General features: G+C 46.9%; 22 protein-coding genes. 7 read left to right on the top strand and 15 right to left on the bottom strand.

Going from position 1 to position 22246, the window contains the following annotated elements:
* Nucleotides 1–13: 13 nt before the first annotated feature.
* Nucleotides 14–832 (bottom strand): carbon-nitrogen family hydrolase, encoded by an 819-nt coding sequence (locus OIU26_RS01285; RefSeq protein WP_264215747.1) that lies wholly within the window; start codon nucleotides 830–832, stop codon nucleotides 14–16.
* 176 nt (nucleotides 833–1008) lie between these two features.
* On the opposite strand from OIU26_RS01285, the gene OIU26_RS01290 reads away from it, so the two are divergent.
* The 7 genes from OIU26_RS01290 (at nucleotide 1009) to OIU26_RS01320 (ending at nucleotide 8385) form a co-directional block, all read left to right on the top strand.
* On the top strand, nucleotides 1009–2190 hold the full coding sequence (locus OIU26_RS01290) for a pyridoxal phosphate-dependent aminotransferase (protein WP_264215748.1): 1182 nt from the start codon (nucleotides 1009–1011) through the stop codon (nucleotides 2188–2190).
* A gap of 241 nt (nucleotides 2191–2431) precedes the next feature.
* Nucleotides 2432–3637, top strand: coding sequence for a glutamate 5-kinase (gene proB, locus OIU26_RS01295; RefSeq protein ID WP_058829709.1), 1206 nt, complete (start codon nucleotides 2432–2434; stop codon nucleotides 3635–3637).
* A 12-nt stretch (nucleotides 3638–3649) separates the two neighbouring features.
* The gene (locus OIU26_RS01300) at nucleotides 3650–4942 is read left to right on the top strand and encodes a glutamate-5-semialdehyde dehydrogenase (RefSeq protein WP_264215749.1); all 1293 of its coding nucleotides are present in this window, start codon (nucleotides 3650–3652) and stop codon (nucleotides 4940–4942) included.
* A gap of 38 nt (nucleotides 4943–4980) precedes the next feature.
* Nucleotides 4981–5847, top strand: coding sequence for a pyrroline-5-carboxylate reductase (gene proC, locus OIU26_RS01305; protein ID WP_013371619.1), 867 nt, complete (start codon nucleotides 4981–4983; stop codon nucleotides 5845–5847).
* Nucleotides 5844–7055 (top strand): 2,3-diketo-5-methylthiopentyl-1-phosphate enolase, encoded by a 1212-nt coding sequence (locus OIU26_RS01310; RefSeq protein ID WP_264215750.1) that lies wholly within the window; start codon nucleotides 5844–5846, stop codon nucleotides 7053–7055. Before proC ends, OIU26_RS01310 begins: the two co-directional genes overlap by 4 nt.
* Nucleotides 7052–7729, top strand: a complete 678-nt coding sequence (locus OIU26_RS01315) for a 2-hydroxy-3-keto-5-methylthiopentenyl-1-phosphate phosphatase (protein ID WP_264215751.1) — start codon at nucleotides 7052–7054, stop codon at nucleotides 7727–7729. Before OIU26_RS01310 ends, OIU26_RS01315 begins: the two co-directional genes overlap by 4 nt.
* Entirely contained in the window at nucleotides 7729–8385 is a 657-nt protein-coding gene (locus OIU26_RS01320; protein ID WP_040103511.1) for a methylthioribulose 1-phosphate dehydratase, read from the top strand. Before OIU26_RS01315 ends, OIU26_RS01320 begins: the two co-directional genes overlap by 1 nt.
* 509 nt (nucleotides 8386–8894) lie before the next feature.
* On the opposite strand, the gene OIU26_RS01325 is transcribed toward OIU26_RS01320, so the two are convergent.
* From OIU26_RS01325 to OIU26_RS01390, 14 genes are all read right to left on the bottom strand, one after another.
* Nucleotides 8895–9506 (bottom strand): flavin reductase family protein, encoded by a 612-nt coding sequence (locus tag OIU26_RS01325; RefSeq protein ID WP_264215752.1) that lies wholly within the window; start codon nucleotides 9504–9506, stop codon nucleotides 8895–8897.
* A gap of 114 nt (nucleotides 9507–9620) precedes the next feature.
* Complete coding sequence (locus OIU26_RS01330) at nucleotides 9621–10403, bottom strand: hypothetical protein (protein ID WP_264215753.1); 783 nt, start codon at nucleotides 10401–10403, stop codon at nucleotides 9621–9623.
* Between the two features lies 1 nt (nucleotide 10404).
* Nucleotides 10405–11670: a multi-tm2 domain protein gene (locus OIU26_RS01335; RefSeq protein WP_264215754.1), complete on the bottom strand. Its 1266-nt coding sequence runs from the start codon at nucleotides 11668–11670 to the stop codon at nucleotides 10405–10407.
* A 90-nt stretch (nucleotides 11671–11760) separates the two neighbouring features.
* The gene (locus OIU26_RS01340; protein ID WP_264215755.1) at nucleotides 11761–12231 is read right to left on the bottom strand and encodes a hypothetical protein; all 471 of its coding nucleotides are present in this window, start codon (nucleotides 12229–12231) and stop codon (nucleotides 11761–11763) included.
* On the bottom strand, nucleotides 12228–12893 hold the full coding sequence (locus OIU26_RS01345) for an RNA polymerase sigma factor (protein WP_264215756.1): 666 nt from the start codon (nucleotides 12891–12893) through the stop codon (nucleotides 12228–12230). Before OIU26_RS01345 ends, OIU26_RS01340 begins: the two co-directional genes overlap by 4 nt.
* Nucleotides 12894–13028: 135 nt before the next feature.
* Complete coding sequence (locus tag OIU26_RS01350; RefSeq protein WP_216974795.1) at nucleotides 13029–13757, bottom strand: DnaD domain-containing protein; 729 nt, start codon at nucleotides 13755–13757, stop codon at nucleotides 13029–13031.
* A gap of 3 nt (nucleotides 13758–13760) precedes the next feature.
* Entirely contained in the window at nucleotides 13761–15056 is a 1296-nt protein-coding gene (asnS, locus tag OIU26_RS01355) for an asparagine--tRNA ligase (RefSeq protein ID WP_025678555.1), read from the bottom strand.
* A gap of 132 nt (nucleotides 15057–15188) precedes the next feature.
* The gene (locus OIU26_RS01360) at nucleotides 15189–16385 is read right to left on the bottom strand and encodes an acetate/propionate family kinase (RefSeq protein WP_013371630.1); all 1197 of its coding nucleotides are present in this window, start codon (nucleotides 16383–16385) and stop codon (nucleotides 15189–15191) included.
* Entirely contained in the window at nucleotides 16382–17254 is an 873-nt protein-coding gene (locus tag OIU26_RS01365; RefSeq protein WP_013371631.1) for a 3-hydroxyacyl-CoA dehydrogenase family protein, read from the bottom strand. Before OIU26_RS01365 ends, OIU26_RS01360 begins: the two co-directional genes overlap by 4 nt.
* 136 nt (nucleotides 17255–17390) lie before the next feature.
* Nucleotides 17391–18893, bottom strand: coding sequence for an AAA family ATPase (locus OIU26_RS01370; protein WP_013371632.1), 1503 nt, complete (start codon nucleotides 18891–18893; stop codon nucleotides 17391–17393).
* Nucleotides 18886–19419: a hypothetical protein gene (locus OIU26_RS01375; RefSeq protein WP_013371633.1), complete on the bottom strand. Its 534-nt coding sequence runs from the start codon at nucleotides 19417–19419 to the stop codon at nucleotides 18886–18888. The genes OIU26_RS01370 and OIU26_RS01375 overlap by 8 nt, the downstream gene beginning before the upstream one ends.
* A 303-nt stretch (nucleotides 19420–19722) precedes the next feature.
* Complete coding sequence (locus OIU26_RS01380; RefSeq protein ID WP_264215757.1) at nucleotides 19723–20247, bottom strand: cell wall elongation regulator TseB-like domain-containing protein; 525 nt, start codon at nucleotides 20245–20247, stop codon at nucleotides 19723–19725.
* A gap of 37 nt (nucleotides 20248–20284) precedes the next feature.
* Nucleotides 20285–21586, bottom strand: a complete 1302-nt coding sequence (locus OIU26_RS01385) for an amidohydrolase (RefSeq protein ID WP_013371637.1) — start codon at nucleotides 21584–21586, stop codon at nucleotides 20285–20287.
* A complete protein-coding gene (locus tag OIU26_RS01390; RefSeq protein WP_016822178.1) occupies nucleotides 21573–22226 on the bottom strand; it encodes a redox-sensing transcriptional repressor Rex in 654 nt (217 codons plus the stop codon). Before OIU26_RS01390 ends, OIU26_RS01385 begins: the two co-directional genes overlap by 14 nt.
* Nucleotides 22227–22246 lie beyond the last annotated feature (20 nt).

The following is a 22246-nucleotide window of genomic DNA, read 5'->3' on the forward strand; positions in this document are numbered from 1 at the left end:
CTTTCTACACTAACTATCGGTCATACAGCAGGGGACGCCGATCTTCAAACACCGGAATACGCCCTCGCACGTCCTGAACCAAGGCTGATTCAATTGAGCCTGTGAGAATCTCCTCCTGCTCTCCGCCTTCGGCAATCATTTCTCCCCATGGATCAATGATGAGCGAATGCCCGAAGAAATCGGTATCTCCGCTACGACCTACCCGGTTACAAGCAATGACATACATCTGATTTTCAATAGCCCGTGCGGTCAGCAGGGTACGCCAGTGGTGAAGCCGGGGATGAGGCCATTCTGCAGGTACGATCAGCAAATTTGCGCCAGACAGGGCCAGACTGCGAGCCAGCTCAGGAAAACGGATATCGTAACAAATTGACGCCCCAGCCTGTATTCCGCCATCCAGGGCGAATACAACCTTTTCCTCGCCAGGCTGTAAATATTTCTCTTCATCCATAAGTCGGAACAGATGAATTTTAGAATACGAAGCCACCTCTTTGCCTGTACGGTCAAAAACGAGCATCGTATTGTATACATGACCGTCGCTTTTTTTCTCTGCGATCGACCCTGCTACTACATTCACTTGATAAGTGGCGGCAAATGCCGCTATCCATGCCCGAGTCTCCGTTCCTTCCTCGTCCGCCAGCTCATGAATGCGATCCAAGGCATAACCCGTATTCCACATTTCCGGTAGAACAATCAGATCTGGCTTTTGTTCGGCCCTCACTGCTTGTTCCATTAAAGATCGGATATGACTGTGGTTTTCGGGGGGATTTCCTATCTCTATATGAGCTTGTATAAGTGCCACACCGAATGGCTGAGCTTCCTGATACGTCAAAGTCCTTCATCCTCTCTGTGAGCCGGAACTTCCCGTGTTCTGTCGTCCGGTATTTTCTCCCATCATAGCCCGATTAATCTGGATTACGCAACCATGAAAGCTCAATTCCCCCTATACAACTCGGTAAAATCGTGATAGATTGTTTCTTAAACTATTCCAAAAGGTCGTGTACATTGATGACTCATTTTTCTATTCCCTCGGCTGACGTCATGAAACAGTTACCCACTCAATTTTTTGCCACACTTGTACAAAATGTAAATCGTGAAATTGCAGCAGGGCATGATGTCATTAATCTCGGTCAGGGAAACCCGGACACTCCTACTCCACCCCATGTTGTAAAAGCTTTACAGGAATCAGCAGATAACCCGCTGTACCATAAATATTCACCTTTTCGCGGCTACAGCTTTCTCAAAGAAGCCGTTGTCCAGCGCTATCAGGAGGATTACGGTGTAACGCTTGACCCGGAAAGCGAGGTCGCCATCCTGTTTGGCGGGAAAACAGGCTTGGTTCAGCTACCGCAAGTTTTACTCAATCCGGGCGATGTGTGTCTCGTCCCTGATCCCGGATACCCGGATTACTGGTCTGGCGTAGCCTTGGCTAAAGCGGAAATGTCATTTCTCCCCTTAAAGGAAGGGAACCGTTTTCTGCCCGATTATGAAGCCATTGCCGAAGAAGATCGCCGCCGCGCCAAATTAATGTTTCTTAATTATCCGAATAATCCCACTGCGGCAACTGCCCCACTCTCCTTCTACGAGGATACGGTTAAATTTGCGCTACGTAACAATATTGTGGTTGCCAGTGATTTTGCCTATGGCGCTATTGGATTCGATGGCGAACGGCCAGTGAGCTTCCTTCAGGCTGAGGGGGCTAAGGACGTGGGAATTGAGTTCTATACCTTGTCCAAAACATACAACATGGCCGGCTGGCGTGTTGGTTTCGCGCTCGGTAATGCCAAAATTATTTCACTGATTAATCTGCTGCAGGACCATATTTATGTAAGCCTGTTTGGCGGCATCCAGGCAGCAGCGGCGACAGCTCTGACGTCTTCGCAGGAGTGCGTAGGCCAGCTGGTGGCCCGCTATGAATCACGCCGTAACGCTTTTTATGATGCACTTGGGCATATAGGTTGGAAGGCGCCACGCCCAAGCGGCTCCTTCTTCAGTTGGTTACCTGTGCCGCAGGGCTATAGCTCGGCTTCTTTTGCCGATCTGCTACTGCGTGAAGCCAAGGTGGCTGTCGCTCCAGGGATCGGCTTTGGTAGCGGCGGCGAAGGGTATGTGCGGGCAGGGCTTCTGAGCTCAGAAGCCCGACTGACCGAGGCAGCTGATCGAATTGGCAAGCTAAACCTGTTTGGTTAAGCCGTATTTTCCAGCTACAACTTCTTTGCCAAACCTGGTCTTTTCGTGGTATTCTGTATCCAATATCATTTAGCGCGTTGAAGGGACTATTAAGAGAGACCCGGTCCTGTTCAGAGAGTAAATTCCGATAGGCTGCAAGAATTTACCTGGACTCTCTCCCAACTCCTATCCCCGAGCGCCCTGCGCAATCAGGCGGTCCCTGCCGTTAACAGGTCTTAAGTGGGATGATCATGAATCATCAATGAAGGTGGTACCGCGGAAGCACAAACTTTCGTCCTTTGCATACAAAGGATGGAAGTTTTTTTGCATTAAAAAGAGTAAAATTAAGGAAGTGGACGTCTTGTCAACACGTATCGTCATTAAAATCGGTAGCAGCTCACTGACTGGAGTGGAAGGTGGCCTGAATCGGGAAGCCATCGCTTATTTTGCTAGGGAAATCAGCTTGCTTCGTGCAAAAGGCCATGAAGTGCTGCTGGTTACATCAGGCGCTGTAGCCGCCGGATTCCGAGAGATTGGGTATCCCTTTCGGCCCAAACTGCTGCATGAGAAGCAAGCGGCAGCTGCCGTCGGCCAAGCTCTTCTCATGCAAGCCTATGAGCAGGCTTTTAAAAATTTTGACCTCGTGATCGCGCAGGTTCTGCTCACCCGTAGTGACTTTTTGAGCCGCAAACGGATGAACAACGCCGGAATGACTGTAGAAGAATTGCTGCGCCAGCAGGTTATCCCGATTTTTAACGAAAATGACACCGTATCGATTGACGAATTGAAATTCGGCGATAACGATATGCTGTCTGCGCTAGTTGCCAATCTGGTCAAAGCCCAGCATTTGATTATCATCACGGATACCGATGGTGTATATACGGCTGACCCGCGCAAGCATCCAAACGCCGTACGTTTTGAACGTATCGAGGAAATTACTGAAGAGATTTATGCATTAGCCGGAGGTTCTGGATCAGCAGTTGGAACTGGCGGCATGCGCTCCAAAATTGAGGCTGCCAAAGTTGCTACACGCGGCGGTGTGCCTGTATATGTGGGCCGAGTAAGCGCGAATGGTGATCTGGACGCAGCTGTCGAAGGACACGGACCGGGCACTTATTTTGATACTCACCTCTCTTCACTGCCGATGAAAAAACAATGGCTTGGATTTATGTCCACCCCTCTGGGCTCGGTGCATGTAGACCAAGGGGCCGAAGAAGCGTTGGTACACGGAGGACATAGCCTGCTTCCGGTTGGCGTACGGCGTGTCGAGGGCAGCTTTCATGCCGGAGATGTCGTTGAGGTACTGGGACCGGAAAATAAGGTGTTAGGACGAGGCATTGTCAATTATGATGATGAACAGCTTAGAATGGTACAAGGTTTACCTAGCGGCGAGGTTGTGGGCAAAATTGGTCCCATCCATCGGCTTGAGGTGATCCACAGGGATGAATGGATTACATTATGTATGTAGGGAGGCCATAATATGAGTGATTTAACAACAAACACAGTGACAACAACGGATAACCAATTCAGCGAAGTACGCACCAAAGCAAGTCTTGCGAAAAAAAGTGCCGGGGTTATGAACCGACTGACTACAGCACAAAAAAACGAGGCTTTGCTTGCTATGGCAGAAGCTCTAGTGAACCATGCAGAAGAGCTGATTGCAGCAAACCATAATGACCTGAAACGTGGACGGGAACTGGGAACATCCGAATCACTGCTCGACCGCCTCGAGCTGACCGAGGAGCGAATCGGGGCTATTGCCGAAGGATTACGCCAGATTGCGGCGCTACCTGATCCAGTCGGCGACACGCTTGAGCAAATTGAACGTCCCAATGGTCTACGAATTGAAAAAATACGTGTACCGCTGGGTGTCATCGGTATCATATATGAAGCGCGTCCAAATGTAACCGTGGATGCAGCGGGCCTGTGCTTGAAAACAGGCAATCCGGTTGTACTGCGCGGTGGTTCGGCTGCTCTCTCCTCCAACCGCAAAATCATTGAAGTGCTTCAGCAGGCGCTAGACGCAACAGCCGTGCCACGCGAGGCGCTTCAACTCATTGAAGATTCAGATCGTGCCTCCGTCAATGAAATGCTGACCTTGAACGGCTTGCTGGATGTGATTATTCCACGCGGCGGGCGTTCACTCATTCAAAATGTTGTTCAGAATGCTACCGTGCCTGTCATCGAAACCGGGGCTGGCGTATGCCATACATTCTTGGACGCTACAGCAAATACAGAAATGGCCGAAGCGATTACACTCAATGCGAAGGTACAAAGACCGTCCGTGTGCAACTCGATGGAAACACTGCTCGTACACTCGGATTATGCACAAGCACATTTAACAGGATTGGCTGAACGTTTTCGTGATGCCGGGGTTGAGCTGCGCGGCTGTGCACGGACACGAGAACTGGCTCCTTGGGCTGTTCCTGCCACGGAAGAGGATTATGGCACCGAGTACAATGATTACATTTTAAACGTTAAAGTCGTACACAATTTGGACGAAGTACTGGAGCATATTGCCCGTTATGGTACGATGCATTCAGAGTGTATTGTCACTGAGAATAAAGCTCATGCCGATCGTTTTCTGCAAGAAGTGGACGCGGCAGCCGTGTACCACAATGCATCCACCCGCTTCACGGATGGCTTCGAGTTTGGATTTGGGGCGGAGATCGGAATCAGCACACAAAAATTACATGCCCGCGGCCCTATGGGATTGCCTGCCTTGACTTCAACCAAATACCGCGTGTACGGTACTGGACAAATCAGGGAATAATATCATAAATCAATCCGTATCTTTGGAGGTATGAATCCATGTGTGAATCACAAACAAAAGTGTTAATTAACGAGCAAATTACGTTTTTCGGGGCAGGTTCAATGGCTGAGGCTATTATTCGTGGGATGACGAATCGTTCTGTCGTCAAACGTGGCGGTATTACCGTCATCAACCGCAGTAATCAGGCTCGTCTTGAAGAACTTCAACAGCAATACGGAGTATTGTTCCAAACTGAAGATGCCGCCAAAACAGAACTGCTGCGTCATTCTCCAGTGATCGTGCTTGCCATGAAGCCTAAAGATGCTGCCGGAGCACTTGAACAGCTTGGTCCCCTCCTGTCAGATGAACAGCTGATCATTTCAGTCATCGCCGGATTGTCTATTCGTACCATGCAAACGTTGCTTGGTCGTAAGCAGCCAATCGCGCGGACGATGCCCAATACATCCAGCTCGATTGGACTGGGAGCCACAGGCATCAGCTTTTCCAAGGAGATCAGCGAAAGTCAACGTAAAAACGTGCTTACAATGTTCGAATCTGTAGGTACAGTCACGGTTATAGAAGAAGAGAAAATGGATGTATTGACCGGCATTTCTGGAAGCGGCCCTGCCTATGTCTACTACTTAATGGAAGCCATGATTGCTGGGGGAATCCGCGGTGGCTTGACTCCTGAACAAGCGCACGAACTAACAGTGCAAACTGCGCTTGGTGCAGCACGCATGGTGCAGCAGACCGGAGAGGAGCCTTCTGCCCTTCGTCACAAAATCATGTCTCCTAATGGTTCCACGGTAGCTGCATTGGAGACACTGGACAAAGGTGACTTCTACGAAACAGTGATTGCGGCGGTGCAGCGCTGCGCTGAACGATCCCGCGAGATGGGAGCTGTACTTAAGGAGGGAATTGAGTGAGCTATTGCCTGGCGACCTACCGAATATACGATGACAAAGCTGATTTTAACCAAAAGGCCCAATCTATTGCCATCGGCATGACGGTGGGCAGCTGGACTGAGCTCCCGCAGGCCAAGCGGGATGCGATGCAAAAACATCTCGGCTCTGTTCAATCTGTAGATATTCACGATGGAGGCCCCGGTGAGCGATACGCCGACTTGACGATTGCTTACCCGGATGTCAATTTCAGCCGAGACATTCCCGCATTGCTAGTTACAGTCTTCGGCAAAATTTCGATGGACGGCCGAATTAAGCTGACGAAGCTGGGGTTCTCGGAAGCATTCCTCTCTGCTTTTTCAGGACCGAAATTCGGTATCAGCGGCTTGCGCGAGCAGCTTGGCGTGTATGACCGGCCTCTGCTCATGAGCATTTTTAAATCCGTGATCGGGCTCAATTTGGACGAACTGCGTGAACAGTTTACCCGTCAGGCTCTCGGCGGCGTCGATCTGATCAAGGACGACGAGATCTTATTTGAAAATGCGCTGACGCCGATTGAAAAACGTGTCGAAGCCTGTATCCGAGCTGCCGAAGAGGCTGTGCGTGAAACTGGTAAAAAGCTGCTGTATGCCGCTAATTTAACCGGTCCAACCTCGCAGCTCAGGGCGCAAGCCCTCAAAGCTATCGACGCAGGCGCGAACGCGTTACTGTTTAACGTACTGGCCTACGGTTATGATGTGCTGCATGAACTTAGCAGCGATCCCGCCGTTTCAGTACCGATTGCAGCCCATCCTTCATTAGCGGGTGCTGCTTACCCCTCGCCTCATTATGGTATTTCGGCGTCCGTCCTGCTTGGTCAGCTTATGCGGCTGGCTGGCGCTGATCTCGTCCTCTTCCCTTCTCCTTACGGTTCAGTGACGATGCCGCGTGAGGAAAACATGGCGATCCGCGATGAGCTGATCACCCCTGATTCACCGCTGAAGGCCTGCATGCCTATCCCTTCCGCAGGGATACACCCCGGCCTAGTGCCGCTCATTGTCCGCGATTTTGGTACCGATGTGGTGGTTAACGCTGGAGGCGGTATTCACGGACATCCACTGGGTACGGAAGCTGGTGGGCGCGCTTTTGTGCAAGCGATTGAGGCGGTGCAACAGAATGTCCCGCTGGCCCAATACGCCCGCACTCATCCTGAGTTGCAATCTGCGCTCGACACGTGGGGAGGCGAACGATGAGCACAGCCAAAAAGCCCGTCATTTTTTGTGATTTTGACGGGACCATTACGAACAGTGATAATATTGTCGCTATTATGACGCATTTTCAGCCTGTGGGCTATGAGCCCATCATACATCAAATCATGAACGGACATATGTCCATTCGTGAAGGCGTTGGTGCGATGTTCGCCTTGATGCCTTCAGAGCTTAAGGAGGACATTATCTCATATGTACTTGGACAAGCGGGTATACGTGAGGGCTTTGCACGCTTTTTGGACTTTGTACGAGAGCAGCAGATTGAATTTTTTGTTACTAGCGGGGGCATTGATTTTTTTATTGATCCATTGCTAGAACCGTTCGACATTCCGCAGGATCACATCTTTTGCAACGGAGCGGACTTTTCCGGGGCTCACATCCAGATCACGTGGCCGCATCCATGTAATGAGCCGTGTAAGAATGACTGCGGCATGTGCAAAACGACCGTCATTCGTCAATACCCTCCCGAGCAATACGAACGGATTTTGATTGGCGACAGTCTGACCGATTTTGAAGGTGCCAAAATTGCCGATCTTGTGTACTCCCGCTCGCATCTGACATTAAAGTGTCAAGAGCTTGGCGTACCGCATGTACCCTTTGAGACATTTGATGATATTATCGAGGATTTAAAGCAAAAACAGGAGCAGGGGGTACTGTAATGAGTTTTAACTTGGCAGACATTTCATTCGAGGAAAAACGCCGTTCGTTGGAAGAACTCGCTGATGTCAAGGAGCTATTCGCCTCTCGTAACTGGTTCCCAGGCACAAGCGGCAATCTGTCGATCCGAATCGGTGATTTTCATCCTGAACAATTTTATTTTGCAGTCACCGCTAGCGGCAAGGATAAGACCAAACGCACTCCTGAGGATTTTCTGTTCGTAGACCAATACGGAAAAGCAGCAGAAGCCACAAACCTCAAGCCAAGTGCTGAAACGCTCATCCATTGCGAAATTTACCGCCTGACAGGCTGTGGAGCAGTTTTTCATGTGCATACCGTGTTTAACAACCTGATTTCCGAATATTACGGCGAGCAGGGCTTTGTACCTGTGCAAGGCATCGAGCTCATTAAGGCTTTTAACATTTGGGAGGAAAATGCCGCCATCCAGATTCCCGTGCTGCCAAATTATGCTGATATCGCCTCGATTGCCAAGCTGGTACCAGGCGTGCTGAATGATCAGGTTCCAGGAATTTTATTGCGTAATCATGGCATTTATGCATGGGGTCGTGATGTGTTTGAAGCTAAAAAGCATCTAGAGGCGTTTGAATTTCTGTTTGAAACGACCTATCGCTCCCTACTACTAAAAACTTCGAAATGAATAAATCATAAATATTAAAGATGCATATCATTGAATTGTAAACGTGGTCAGTGAATATCGAGAACGGAACCTAGCGAAAGCACGGAACGTTCTTTTTTATTAAAAAAGCAACCTGTCCTCCTGGCGACATAAAATCTAATCTTTTTTTCTCAAATTGAGCTTTTAAATCCGATGAAGATATCACTGAAAATTGAAAGGCAACTGGGGTGATAAGGTGAGTAAAGAATTAGAGGATACCATTTGTGATTACTGACTTTAACATAAAGGTGTTATCTTCAGATTTTGTACATGCAACATACTGTACTGAGTCGATTGATACCGGAAATAAGTCATTAAGAAGTTCCATTTGGAAATTAAATGAAGGGCAATGGCAAATGATTTTTCATCAGGGAACCCCAACCCAGTAGGAGCCCATTCTAAACCCTCGATCTCCTAATCTCTACAAACATCTTTGAATATTTTCATTGCCTGGCAAATTCCTTTTACTTGATGTTGTAAAAAAACGTCCCCTATTGGGGACGTTCCAGCGTGAATTGCTCTCCTAGCTTCGCATAGTTGTTTCCAGCCAACCGACTCACCGGACGCAACTCCTTGGCAATCACATATGTATTTTGGTACGCTTCCTCCGACAAATGATACTGCACTACACGCCCAATTAATAGATCACAGGCAGGTGTGTCCTCCTTGCCTCCCAGCGGTATCACTTTCTCCAAAATACATTCCAACCGTATTTTCGCTTCAGTCACACCAGGAACGGCGATTTTTGTACTCTTAATCGGGGTAAGACCTGCCAGTGCAACCTCACTCTCCTCCGGCGCCAGACGGGAAGCCGTCACATTCACCGCCCCCACATTGTCTTCGTCTGTAATATGTACGACAAAAGCATTATGCTCCATCGCATTACGTGCTGTATCTTTGGAAACTCCATCGACACGCTGTACGGATACAGACAGCAGCGGCGGCTCGGCGGCAACGATGGAAAAATAACTGAACGGAGCACCATTCAGCACACCTTCGCTGCTCAAAGTCGTTACAAACGCTACCGGCCTTGGGATAACACTTCCGGTCAACAGCTTATAATTTTCACGCTCTGTAAGTGTGTCAGGATTCAATGAAATCATTTTTTCCCTCTTTTCCGGTTACATTCGCTCTTCGAATGCATATCATCAAGTTACGCTCCCTACCAAGTATCGCGCGTATAATATAAAATGTAAAGCTGAAGCTGGAAACACTCTCTATTTTTCAATCACATTTCCCTGACTGTCACGCACAGTAACCGCTATTCCCTCAGGTACCGCAATGGTAACGTCCAGCTGATGATGTGTTTGCATAAAACGTGTGGGAACCTGGCTGAGAAGTACATATAGTGTATCTCCAATATGCTTGGTCTGATAGAGCTCGGTTCCTTTGAAATCATCCTCATTGCCTGTATATACATAACTCCCGAACACATGCATCTCCGGTGAGGTGGTTGCGTCAATTTTGACCGCATAAGGATCTTCACCCTGCACAATCACCTTAGTTACTCCGGCAGGCAGTTTTTCATGCCAGTCTGGAAGAATCCTTGTTTCCTGAACCGAACTCATTATTTCTCTAACTTGCGGAGTGATCCCCAGGGAACTGACCAATGCAAATCCGATACAACAAAAAACCAATACCGCCGTAATAAACATACTGAACAGATCATAGCGAATGAGCTCACGTGTCCCTTTCCAAGCAGTATACATTAAAATTTCCAGTCCCAGCAAAACAAATACAACAGGCCACCAGGTTAGCGCCTGATCCAGTATGCCTGCTCCCCAAAACTTGGAAGCAAACGTTACACCGCCCAGCAGCACCAAGAATAGCCCCATGGATAGCCTTCCGACTTTCCACACCCCTGTTGGCGCGTTGGAGTTCTTAGAGGGACCATTCTTATGGGATGAAGTGCCCAATAAGCCTATCGCCCCATTTACATCGTTCTGAGAGTGATGGGCTCCCTTGAAGGAAGCCTCACTCTTTGAAAATTCAGTATCCATTTTATCGTTTCTCCTTTGCTCGCTTAGATTTGGAATTACCGATCATCATCCAAACACCGCCGCCAATTAATAGAAAGGAGACAATAATGGTTCGTAAATACATGTCAACTATATTGTAAATTTGTCCATCCGGGAACAGACGGTCCAGTGTGGGAACAAGTACGTTAATCAGGATGTAGTATGCACCTAGCAGAAGGAGTCCCAAGCCTACCCAACGGTGATATTGAGCAAACATACCGATCACAGGCTTGTCGATCAGCTGCTCCTGTCCATAACGGCTTACCTGCTGCAATGCATCAAAAAAGCTGTAAAACCACACCACCGGGATTAGGAACAAAAAGAGTGAAAGATGCAGCACATCCAGTATATAGATAAATCCTAAAAACAGTAGCATGAGCTGGAGTCCACGTTTTTGCAAACCAATATACATATGTCCGGCACCGGGAAATACCGATAAAATGGTAGCCAACATTTTACTACGACGTCCCTCAACTCTTCCATACTCCAGTTCCTCAAACAAAGTTCGGTCCTGAAGAATGTCTCCAGCTTGTTTACGATGTACATGCTGCACCGCATCAAACATGCAATACAACCAAATAATCGGCAACACGCCCGCAAACGCCAAAAATCCGGATTCGTTCGTTATGCTCGTAATAAAGACGAGGATCGCGCCAAAGCCAAAGAAGGATAGCAGAAAAGACAAGCCACGCTGCATTAGCCCCAAATGAAGGTGTCCCAATCCAGGAATAAATGACAGCAAAATCGTAAAAAATCGTTCATTGTCCGATCCTTTTTGAAAAGCAGGTGATCCTGCCATACCATAATGTCCTTGTTGATAATGGTTATACCCCGGCGCATATCCCATACCTGCCCGCGGGGCATTCGTGCCTGTGTCTGTTGCCCCCTCTGGTACCTCTCCTGTTAAATCAGCCTGTCCATAAGGTCCACTTTGCGAGTAAAAGCCATATGGATTGGGTCCTGCATGAGGGGGATAAGGAGCAGCGACTGCGCGAGGATCGTAACGTAATAAGCTAATCACGATATGCAGCATGCTGAGTCCCCATAAAAGAGCAGCAATAAAAATACTCACCAAAAAAGGCGTTCCGTCACTTGCTACCACTGAAAAAAATATTCCCCCTGCCAGACATCCGAAAAACAAAATGGTATATACAAACGCATTGGCTTTTCTGGTCCAGTAATAGTGTCCTACACCCGGAATAATGTTCAATAGAAATGCCAAGAGCTTGCTTCGTTCCGTATAAGGCATTGCTACACTTCCTTTCTATTTACGGGATCTTGATACAAATTCCCAACAGATGGTTGACTTTAAACTTGTTCATCTTACCCTTAACTTAATTTAGGGCTTTAATTTATCGAGCCAGGTTGTCGTAGCTTGCATGACTTCTTCACTGTAAGAGACACGTTCTTTTGGAGGAATCGGCTTATCGCCTGTTTGCGGCATCATTTTGTCAAAGGCTCCACTGGATAGCAAGATCAACGTCAGACTTGCGGCAACAACATAGTGAAACACAGGTTTTTCAAACCAGCGGCGTTTTTTGAACAAAACTTGATTTGGTTCCATTTCTATCTCGGGAAGAACAGCCATTACCTGATCTGTGAAGCACTCCGTGTCCATCCAGGCAGAGTAATCTTTCAAGGTTGGCTCTAATTGCTCCAGTGCGACAAGATATAGCATAAGCGCCTGTTCATCTTCCAATAAGAGCTTTTCCAGTCGGATAGATTCCTCTATCGAACACGCACCTGTAATGTATGCATGCCAGTCATTCGTTTGCCCTTCCATCCACGGTCTATCCTGTTGGTCAGTCATTGCCATTCCTCCTCCTTCCAGTGATTTCGAATCCATAGTCGTGCCCGATAGAGTCTGGACTCTACCGTTTTTAAAGCTACCTGCGTCTCTTCTGCAATTTGGTCGTAGGTTTTGCCCTGCATATAGTAAGCTTGAATAATATCCCGATGCTGCTGGGGTAACTGGGCGATTTTTTGTGATAGTTCTACCGTTTGCTCTTCGCGAATGAGACGGGCCAGTACATCCTCATCCGGGGAAGGGAGCTGCACAAGGGATTGCGCCACGTCTATAAGCTCTGCGGGCCGCCTGACTTGTTTACGTTTGATATCCAACGCTTTATGAAGCGCAATTCGGCTCAGCCACGTTTTAAACCCTTCGTTCCGGTACTGGGGGAGAGACTTGTACACCTGAACGAACGCCTCCTGCGCGGCATCCTCCGCTTCCTTGCTGTCATGCAGTACCGAATAGGCCACATGAAATACATGCTTGCTGTACAGCTCTACGATCTCACGAAACGCCTGCCGATCACCAGACCGGATTCGTTCAATGATTCTCTCTATATCAATGATGCTCTCCCCCTTCCCAATACTATAGACGTCAGGAATTTTTCTCCCCCTGCATATTTCGAAAAAAAATTTAAAAAGGACACACCCTCCAAATCGGAAAGGTGTGTCCTCTATCATTAAAGTCTACTTAATCACTTTAATTTTCTGCCCTTCATGTGCACAGGCGAAACTCCCCGGTTGTCCATGTATCGCCCTTTCAATGTGAAAGCCATAGTGCATCAATTTACTAACTAAAAGGCTCAGTCTGCTACTTTAATTGCGACCGCCACCACGGAATCGCTGGGCGTATTCTTTCGCATCCTGTGCATTACGGACCCGGTTTCGGCTCCATTCTAGCAAAATACGATCTATATACCGGAAATGTACCTTCCCAGCAAACACCGCTTCCTTCAAAGCCAGTAAAATCAGTTCCTCCGGATACCGATCCTGATCCACCCAACTGCTGATCGTCTCGTATTCCATCGGTGATAATGGTCGTCCGAATTCTTTCTCAAAAATCGTGAATAAATTTCGTTCTTCTGTAATTGGGGATTCTGATATTCCATTCAGTAAATCGGGCTTCCCGGCAAACAAAATGTCATCTTCATCGCGCTGCTCCGAACGCTCGGCGATCATACATTCAGCCAGCTTGCGATACAGACCCGCCAAGTTATAACGTTCAAATTGGACGGATGAGCTGCGGTCTTCCACGGAATCTATTCGCAAAAACCCTTCTTTCATGAGCTTACTGAAATAAAGCGCGATTTCGTTTGCAGTGCATCCGATACGAGCCTGCAATTGCTCCCATGTCGGAAATTCATTACGTTCCGCTTGTTTAAATGCAAGTAACTGCATCAGTAGCAGCATTTCACCATCCGTCAGCCGAAGCGTCCGATAATGCTTGAGCAGAGCGTAGGGAATTTGAACCATTCCGGTTTCCATAGCATAGGCTACTCCCTCCGCCCATTCTGCCGCTGATGTCTTATCAAATGATCCTGTCATTGATTATGGATACAAACGATACAGCATGCGTGGGAACGGAATCGTTTCACGTACATGATCGAGTCCACAAATCCATGCTACTGTACGCTCCAGTCCCAATCCAAAGCCAGAATGCGGAACGGAACCATATGTGCGAAGATCCATATACCATTGATAGGCTTCACGTGCCAGGTTATGCTCGTTAAAGCGTTCTTCCATCAATGCTGGATCATCAATCCGTTGGGAACCCCCGATAATTTCGCCATAACCTTCAGGAGCGATCATATCAGCACACAGAACAACCTCTGGGCGGGATGGGTCAGGTTTCATATAGAATGCTTTAATGTGAGTCGGCCAATGCGTTATGAACACAGGCTTGTTATATCTTTCGGCAATAGCTGTTTCATGAGGAGCACCAAAGTCTTCCCCCCACGGGATATCGAATCCTTCACCTTGAAGGAAGGCAATCGCCTCATCGTACGTAATCCGTGGGAACTCGCCTTGAATTTGCTCCAGCTTCGAAACATCGCGTCCGATGGCTTCAAGCTCCTTCGCACAATTTTTCAGAACAGACTGCACGATATGGCTTACAAACTGCTCCTGAACGCGCAAGGATTCTTCATGATCCACAAAAGCCATCTCAGGCTCGATCATCCAGAACTCAATCAGGTGACGACGTGTTTTGGACTTTTCCGCACGGAAGGTTGGACCAAAGGAATATACTTTACCCAGCGCCATTGCCGCAGCTTCCATGTACAACTGTCCGCTTTGTGTCAAATAGGCATCTTCGTCAAAATATTTGATATGGAACAACTCTGTTGTGCCTTCAGCAGAAGAAGGAGTCAAAATAGGCGGGTCTACCTTCGTAAAACCGTTGCCGTTGAAAAATTCCTGTACAGCACGGATAATTTCCGCCCGTATAATCAGAACTGCACGTTGCTTGGCGGAACGCAACCACAAATGGCGATGATCCATCAGGAAATCTACACCGTGCTCTTTAGGGGTAATCGGGTAGTTTTCGGTCAAATGAATTATTTCTATACCTGTAACCGTTAATTCATAGCCCGATTGACTGCGCGGCTCCTCACGCACGATTCCAGTTACATATAGGGAGCTTTCTTGAGTCAAGGATTTGGCATCATTCCAAATATCCTCAGACACTTCGCTTTTTACGATAACCCCTTGAATATACCCGCTACCATCACGTAGTTGCAGGAACTGAATTTTACCGCTAGATCGCTTATTGTTTACCCAAGCGCCGATTGTAACCGTTTCCCCTACATGGCGGCCCACTTGGGCAATCGTACTTTTATTTGTCATGACCGTCTCTCTCCTTGAACCGAAAATCAAACAGCCCTTCCCCTTGGGTCAGGCTGTTTGCTCTCGCTGTTTGGTGCATGTGGTACTTAAACCATAGTTCCACATGTATAAAGTTTACACTTAGGGACCGAACTACTGAACCAGACGGAACGTGTCACGGGCAATTACCAGTTCTTCGTTTGTTGGAATGATCAGTACTTCTACCTTTGAATTTGCAGTTGTAATCCGGCGAATCTCGCCAGAACGAATAGCATTCAATGATTCATCCAGCTCGATACCGAGGAATGTCAGTTGTTCCAACACTCTCTTACGCAGAACGATGGAGTTCTCGCCTACGCCTGCCGTAAATACAATTACGTCTACCCCGTTCATTGCCGCAGCATACGAACCAATATACTTGCGCAGACGGTATTCATACATTTCAAATGCCAATGTAGAATTAGCTTCGCCTTTTTCCATACCTTCAGTGATTTCACGCATATCACTGCTGATACCAGAAATAGCTAGAAGTCCACTATGCTTGTTCAGCATCGAATTGACCTCATTGACAGTCAATTCTTCTTTGTTCATGACATAAGGTACGATTGCTGGATCCAAATCACCACTACGAGTACCCATCATCAGTCCTTCCAGTGGAGTCATACCCATGGAAGTATCTACAGACAAACCGCCTTGAACTGCTGTTACACTACCACCATTACCGATATGGCAAGTGATAATCTTCAGGTCTTCCAAAGGACGGCCGACAAATTTGGCAGCTTCCTTACTTACAAAGTCATGGGAAGTGCCGTGTGCACCGTAACGACGTACCTTGTACTTATTGTACAACACTCTCGGTATGGCGTACATATAAGCTTTTTCTGGCATGGTTTGATGGAACGAAGTATCAAACACCACAACTTGTGGTACTTCTGGCATATTCAATTCAGCCGCTTTAATCCCCATCATCGATGCGGGATTATGCAGTGGAGCCAGGTCGAACAAGCGACGGATTTCACTCTTCGCTTCAGGAGTTACGAGCGCTGACTGTTTGAAGATTTCACCTCCATGAACCACACGATGGCCCACAGCCTGAATTTCGCTAATACTGGAGATAACACCATGCTCTGCATCTGTGAGTGCATTCAGCACTTTACGGATGGCAGTAGTATGCTCCAAAATTTCGCTAACTTCAGTGTATTCTTCCTTATTGGTTGGTTTATGCGTCAGAATTGAAGAGTCCATACCGATACGCTCTACCAATCCTTTTGCCAAAACGGACTCGTCCGTCATATCATACAATTGGTATTTCAGGGAAGAACTCCCTGCGTTGATTACGAGAATTTTCATATCCGGTCACCATCCTTGTCATACTTAAAGAAGCCTTCGCCCGATTTCACGCCCAGATTACCTGCACGTACCATTTTCTTCAGGACGATGGACGGACGGTATTTCAGTTCGCCAAATTCACGGAACATCCGCTCCAAAGCAGCCAAAACGGAATCCAGACCAAAGCGGTCAGCCATTTCCAAAGGACCGTTTTGGAAGTTGTAGCCGATGCGCATAGCATCGTCAATATCTTCCGCAGAAGCTACGCCCTCTTGAAGTACATGAGCTGCTTCGTTAATTAGCAGACAGATAATCCGGCTAGTTACAAAGCCAGGAGATTCATAAATCATGACTCCTTTTTTCTCCACGATTTCTTCTACGAACATTTTCGTGTTTTCAAAGGTATCGTCTGAAGTTTTCAAACCACGAATAATTTCTACAAGATCAATACGGGATACTGGATAAATAAAGTGCATACCAATAACACGCTCTGGATACTTGGTCGAGCTGGCAAGCTCGGTCAGGCTCAGCGTGGATGTATTACTTGCAAGAATAATGTTGCTTGGACACACATGATCCAGCTCTTGGAAAACAACCTTTTTCTCGTCCAGATTCTCTGTAATGGTTTCAATGACCATATCACAGCTAGCGAGCTCCGCCAGATGGGATACTTTTTCAATGCGAGATAAAATCAGTTTTTTCTCTGCTTGGGTGATTGCCCACTTTTCCAGTTGCTTGTCTAGACTTGTTTCAATCATATTATAAGCGTAGTCTAGTTTCTCTGGTGTCTGCTCTACTAGCAGCACATCGATTCCTTTGGACGCAAGCATTTCAGAAATACCTTGTCCCATGGTGCCGCCGCCAATGACGCCGATTTTTTTAAATTGCATGGTTCTTAACTCCACCCTTTCCTGGTCACTCTCATATATTGTATCCTTCTTTGTCGAAAAATACATGTTTATGTCCCAATAGATAATAATATCTTAGCACGGACTAAAAGTAAAAAAAAATAACCAGCATAAAAAATTATGCTGGTAATAAAGCATTTTCACTAAATTGACATCTAAATTGATCCCCGGACAGAGTTTCTTCCTTCATCAGAATGTCAAGAGAATTGTCGAACACAGGACGATGCTTTTCCAGCAACTCCAAAGTCCGATTATGCAGGTCATTCATAATTTCGCCATTTTCCCGCATAAGTTCCTCTTTTGTAACCATTTCCATGTTAATAATCCCAAGAGAAGTCAAACCGGAAGTCATCATCGTATGAACAATGTTCAGCGCCTGCTCAAAATCATTACTTGAGCCCGTACTTCGACCGCCATAGTACATTTCTTCCGCAGTAGCCCCTGCGAGCGAGATCATAATCTGCTCCTCCAGGTACTGCTTGGTATATAAATAATGCTCTTGCTGTGGATTGTGACGCACGTAACCGAGCGCTTTCCCACGCGGGCTGAGCGCTACTTGACTTACGCTACCGGGACGGACGATTTCAGCCATAATAGCATGTCCCAGCTCGTGAATCGCTACACGTTTTTTCTCTTCCAATGTTGATTCTCGGTCTGTTTTTTCACCCATCATCACCTTGTCAATCGCCATGGATAGATGACTCTGCGCAATCATTTGACGATCCTGTCTCATTGCATAGATGGCCGCTTCATTCATGACGCTCTCCAACTGTGCACCGGAAAAACCGTAAGACTCCTCAGCGATTTTGTCCAAATTAGCATCTTCCTGAATCGGTTTGTTTTTGGCATGAATTTTAAGGATATGAAGACGGCCCTTCTTATCAGGCAAGTCTACTTGAATATGGCGGTCAAAGCGTCCTGGACGCGTTAAGGCGCTGTCCAGCATTTCTTTACGGTTTGTTGCCGCAATAAGTAATATCCGCGGTGTATCTGCCGAATAAATGCCATCCATTTCCGTCAGCAACTGATTCAAAGTCTGATCATATTCTCGTTGCTGTCCACCCTCACGCTTACCACCAATAACATCAATCTCGTCAATAAAAATAATTGCATTTTCTTTCTTTTCCTTGGCTGCACGAGTGCGAGCCTCCCGAAACAACTCACGGACACGACCTGCACCGACACCCACGTACATTTCAACAAATTCACTGCCTGAAGCTGCAACAAACACAGAATTGGTGTAGTGTGCAGCTGCTTTCGCCATCAGCGTTTTTCCTGTTCCCGGAGGGCCTGTAAGCAAAACGCCTTTCAATGGACGAATACCAAACTTGGAAATTTCATCATGCCGATTCAAAAAATCCAAGGCTTCACGCAATTCCTGTTTAGCGCTTTCTTGTCCACCAATTTCCTCAAAAGTCAGCTTGTCCGGACCATTTTTTTTACGTTTGCGCTCTTGCCCGGCACCTACGGCCAAGCCGCCACGAGCATGCATGAGCATTAACAAGCCGCTGAGCATCACGCCCGCAACCAGAAGAGGGATAATATTCACCCCAATAAAAACGAGAAATATAATAGTCACCGGCACAATACCGATTAATATTTCCTTGATCCATCTAGGCATTAGGCCATACCCCCATTTGCTGAGATTGACGTGGCAAAACGATAAACTTAGTCGCATTGCCTTCGCTGAGTCGGATATAGACATTGTTTGAATCCATATCGGTATCAGCCTTGATACCTGCCTTTTTCTTTTTCATCTGCTCAACTGTAGATGAAATTTGAGTATACTTTTTATTTTCCATCGCTTCGGCTACAGGAAACATAGCCTCAGACCACCATTGATTCAGTGCTGAATTGGAACGATCTGCGATATCCAGCTTAATGGTACGGCTGCCAATGATGGATTGCCCTTTTTGCTTAACCACATCGACCAATCCGGCCACATCCGCCTGCGGTTTGAGGTCTAGTTTCAATACGACCTGATCCTGTTTAATATCTATTTGAGCGCTTGTCACGCCTGGATATTGAGATACCAGTTTTTCCAGAGGACTTTGCATTGTAACCTGACGGTAAATGAACCATCCCCCAAACATCAACAAGGCTGCCAAAACGGCCGCCACAACAATAGGAACTGCACGCAATTTCAAACAACATCCTCCTCTCAAAATGTAAAACCCAGAAGAAACGGGACGAATGTCAACAAACAACCAAATTGCATGATCTTATAGAGATCAGCAACTCATTTTTCTATCATTTTTGTCTATCACTTATAAAATATAGTATATCATAACGTGAATCTAATATCGAAGGCAATGTGTGGAGGAGTTGTGATTTTCGTAGCAGCAAAAAAAGACGTAAATACGATTTAAATCGCATTTACGTCTTTTCAACTTCAATCAGTCATTCTTTTAACAATACATTGTTTTCACCATCACTACTCCCATAACACGCTAGTAATTAGGTAAAGTATACTTTATCCCCGTCGATGCTCCATCTGAGAAACGGTAAAAGGTATAGTTATGATGGCTTTCATCATCGTAAAACAGTTGCCATACATATTCGCCATTGAACACACTCGGTTGGAGTCTTACAATTTTTGCATTTGGAAGTTGCTGTTGAATTATCGCTTTCATTTTTTGCTCGTCGACTCCGTTTTTCATCAGCTCGGTATGAACACCGCTTGGATCTGCGACAGGTACGTTAGGTTGTCCTTCCATTTTTTGAAAAGGAACCCACACCATTATATTTTCATTCTGTGCGTTTTTTCCTTGAACCACCCAATATATCTGATCCCACACAGACTTCCAAGTCTGTGTCGTGCTAACCAGACCACCTGATTGCTTGGCCTTCATGATAGCGGCATTTTTCTCAGCCACCTGGTCTTGAGTAACATAGGAATAATACCAGAAAATGCTGACCAGGATCAGTATTACGGCCAAAATGGCGACCGCTATCCATTTCTTCTTATTTTTCAAACCTGTGCTTCCTCTCTAAGGGGATGTGACACCTGAATTAGCGCGACAGCAGCCCTTCAAAGGCGGCTTGTGCCTCATGTTTGATACGTTCCTCGTCCATCGTCAGGCATTCGCCGTTTTTCACAACCTGACGACCGTCTACCCACACATGAGCCACGTCTTTGGCACTTGCAGAGTATACGGCATGGGAAATAAGATCTGTACGCGGCAAGAAATGGGCCTGATTCAGATCTAGCGCGATAAAGTCAGCCTTGTTGCCTGCTGCCAGCGCTCCTACTTCTTTTAAACCAATCGACTTTGCACCATACTCTGTTGCCAGACGCAGTGCTTCATTTGCAGGAACTGCTGTTGGGTCGCCAGATACTCCCTTGTGAATGAGTGCCGCCAGACGCATTTCCTCGAACATATCCAGGTTATTATTGCTGGCAGGACCGTCTGTTCCAAGAGAAACAGTAACTCCTGCACGCAGCAATTCAGGCACTCTAGCTACACCACTTGCCAGCTTCAAGTTACTGCCTGGATTATGTGAAACCGCCACACCTCGTTCCGCTAATAAAGCTATCTCTTCGTCGTTCAAGTGTACGCCGTGGGCAACAAGTGAAGGGCGGGAGAAAAAGCCAAGCTTATCTAAGTGTGCAACTGGACGCAAACCGTAGTCGCGTACGTTTTGCTCAACTTCGGCGATCGTCTCGGACATGTGCGTATGCAATGGTAAATCGAGATCATGTGCTGCTTGAACAAATTTCTCAATAAACGCTGGCGGGCATGTGTATGGGGCATGCGGAGACATCATCGTTGTGATACGTCCGTCTGCTTTTCCATGCCAGTTACGGGCAAAAGTCACGGCCTCAGCCAGCTTGATCCGCTGTTCTTCTTCTGAACAGAGTCCAATGGCTCCACGCATCAAACTTGCACGGATGCCCGACTCTTCAGCTACACGTGCCACCTCATCCATATGATCGTACATATCCAGGAAAGTTGTGGTTCCACCTTTCAGCATTTCCAGCACTGACAAGGATGTTCCCCAATACACATCCGTAGATGTAAACTTGGCTTCCATAGGCCACATTTTTTCCTGAAGCCACACTTGAAGTGCCAAGTCATCTCCATACCCTCGCAGCAGAGACATCGCCGCATGACCATGAGTATTAATCAGACCAGGCAAAAACAATAACCCGTTACCGTCGATTGCTTCTGTCTCTTCCTCACCCGCAGGCAGAGTCTCGCCAATGTAAGTAATACGGCTATCCTCCACAATCATAAAACCATGGATTACCCCTGCTTCAGGTCCATTCACGGCAAAAGAACCGTTTTTAATCATCCATTTATTCACTGTCATATTGTGCTTCTTCCTTTCCGTCCTCCAGATAATAAGCGAGGCTAAGCAAGTCAGTTGTAAAGTCTGTGGCATGTATCCGAATATTAGCCGGCGCCTTGAGAATGATAGGTGCAAAGTTTAAAATCGCTCCAATTCCACTCTCAATGAGCCTATCAGCTACGTGTTGTGCCTCAAAATCAGGTACAGTAATAATCCCGATTCGAATATTTTTCTCTTTTACAGTCGCTTCCAATTCATCCATCGGTTGAACGACTAAGGTATTGATTCTGGTCCCAACCTTATCCGGGAACGCATCAAATACCGCCACAATCTTCATATTGTCTTTTAAATAAGCGTTATAGTTTGATAGGGCTTGACCCAGATTACCCGCTCCGACCAATACTACATTAATTTGCTGGTCAATTTTCAGGATATGGCGTATTTTCTCAATTAGATAAGAAACATCGTAACCGATGCCCTTCCGACCAAAATCGCCAAAATAGGCAAGATCTTTACGAATTTGGGCCGGATTCAAATCTAACCTCTGTCCCAGCTCTTGAGAAGAGACCGTAGCCACCTCCCGTTTGTGCAGTGCATTCAGATAACGTAAATATACGGGTAATCTCCGTACGACAGCCTCTGAAATTTTATCTGATTTCATACTTGCTCCCCCTAATTGTA

It is taken from the genome of Paenibacillus sp. BT-177 (assembly GCF_025846815.2).
Classification (GTDB): domain Bacteria; phylum Bacillota; class Bacilli; order Paenibacillales; family Paenibacillaceae; genus Paenibacillus; species Paenibacillus polymyxa_C.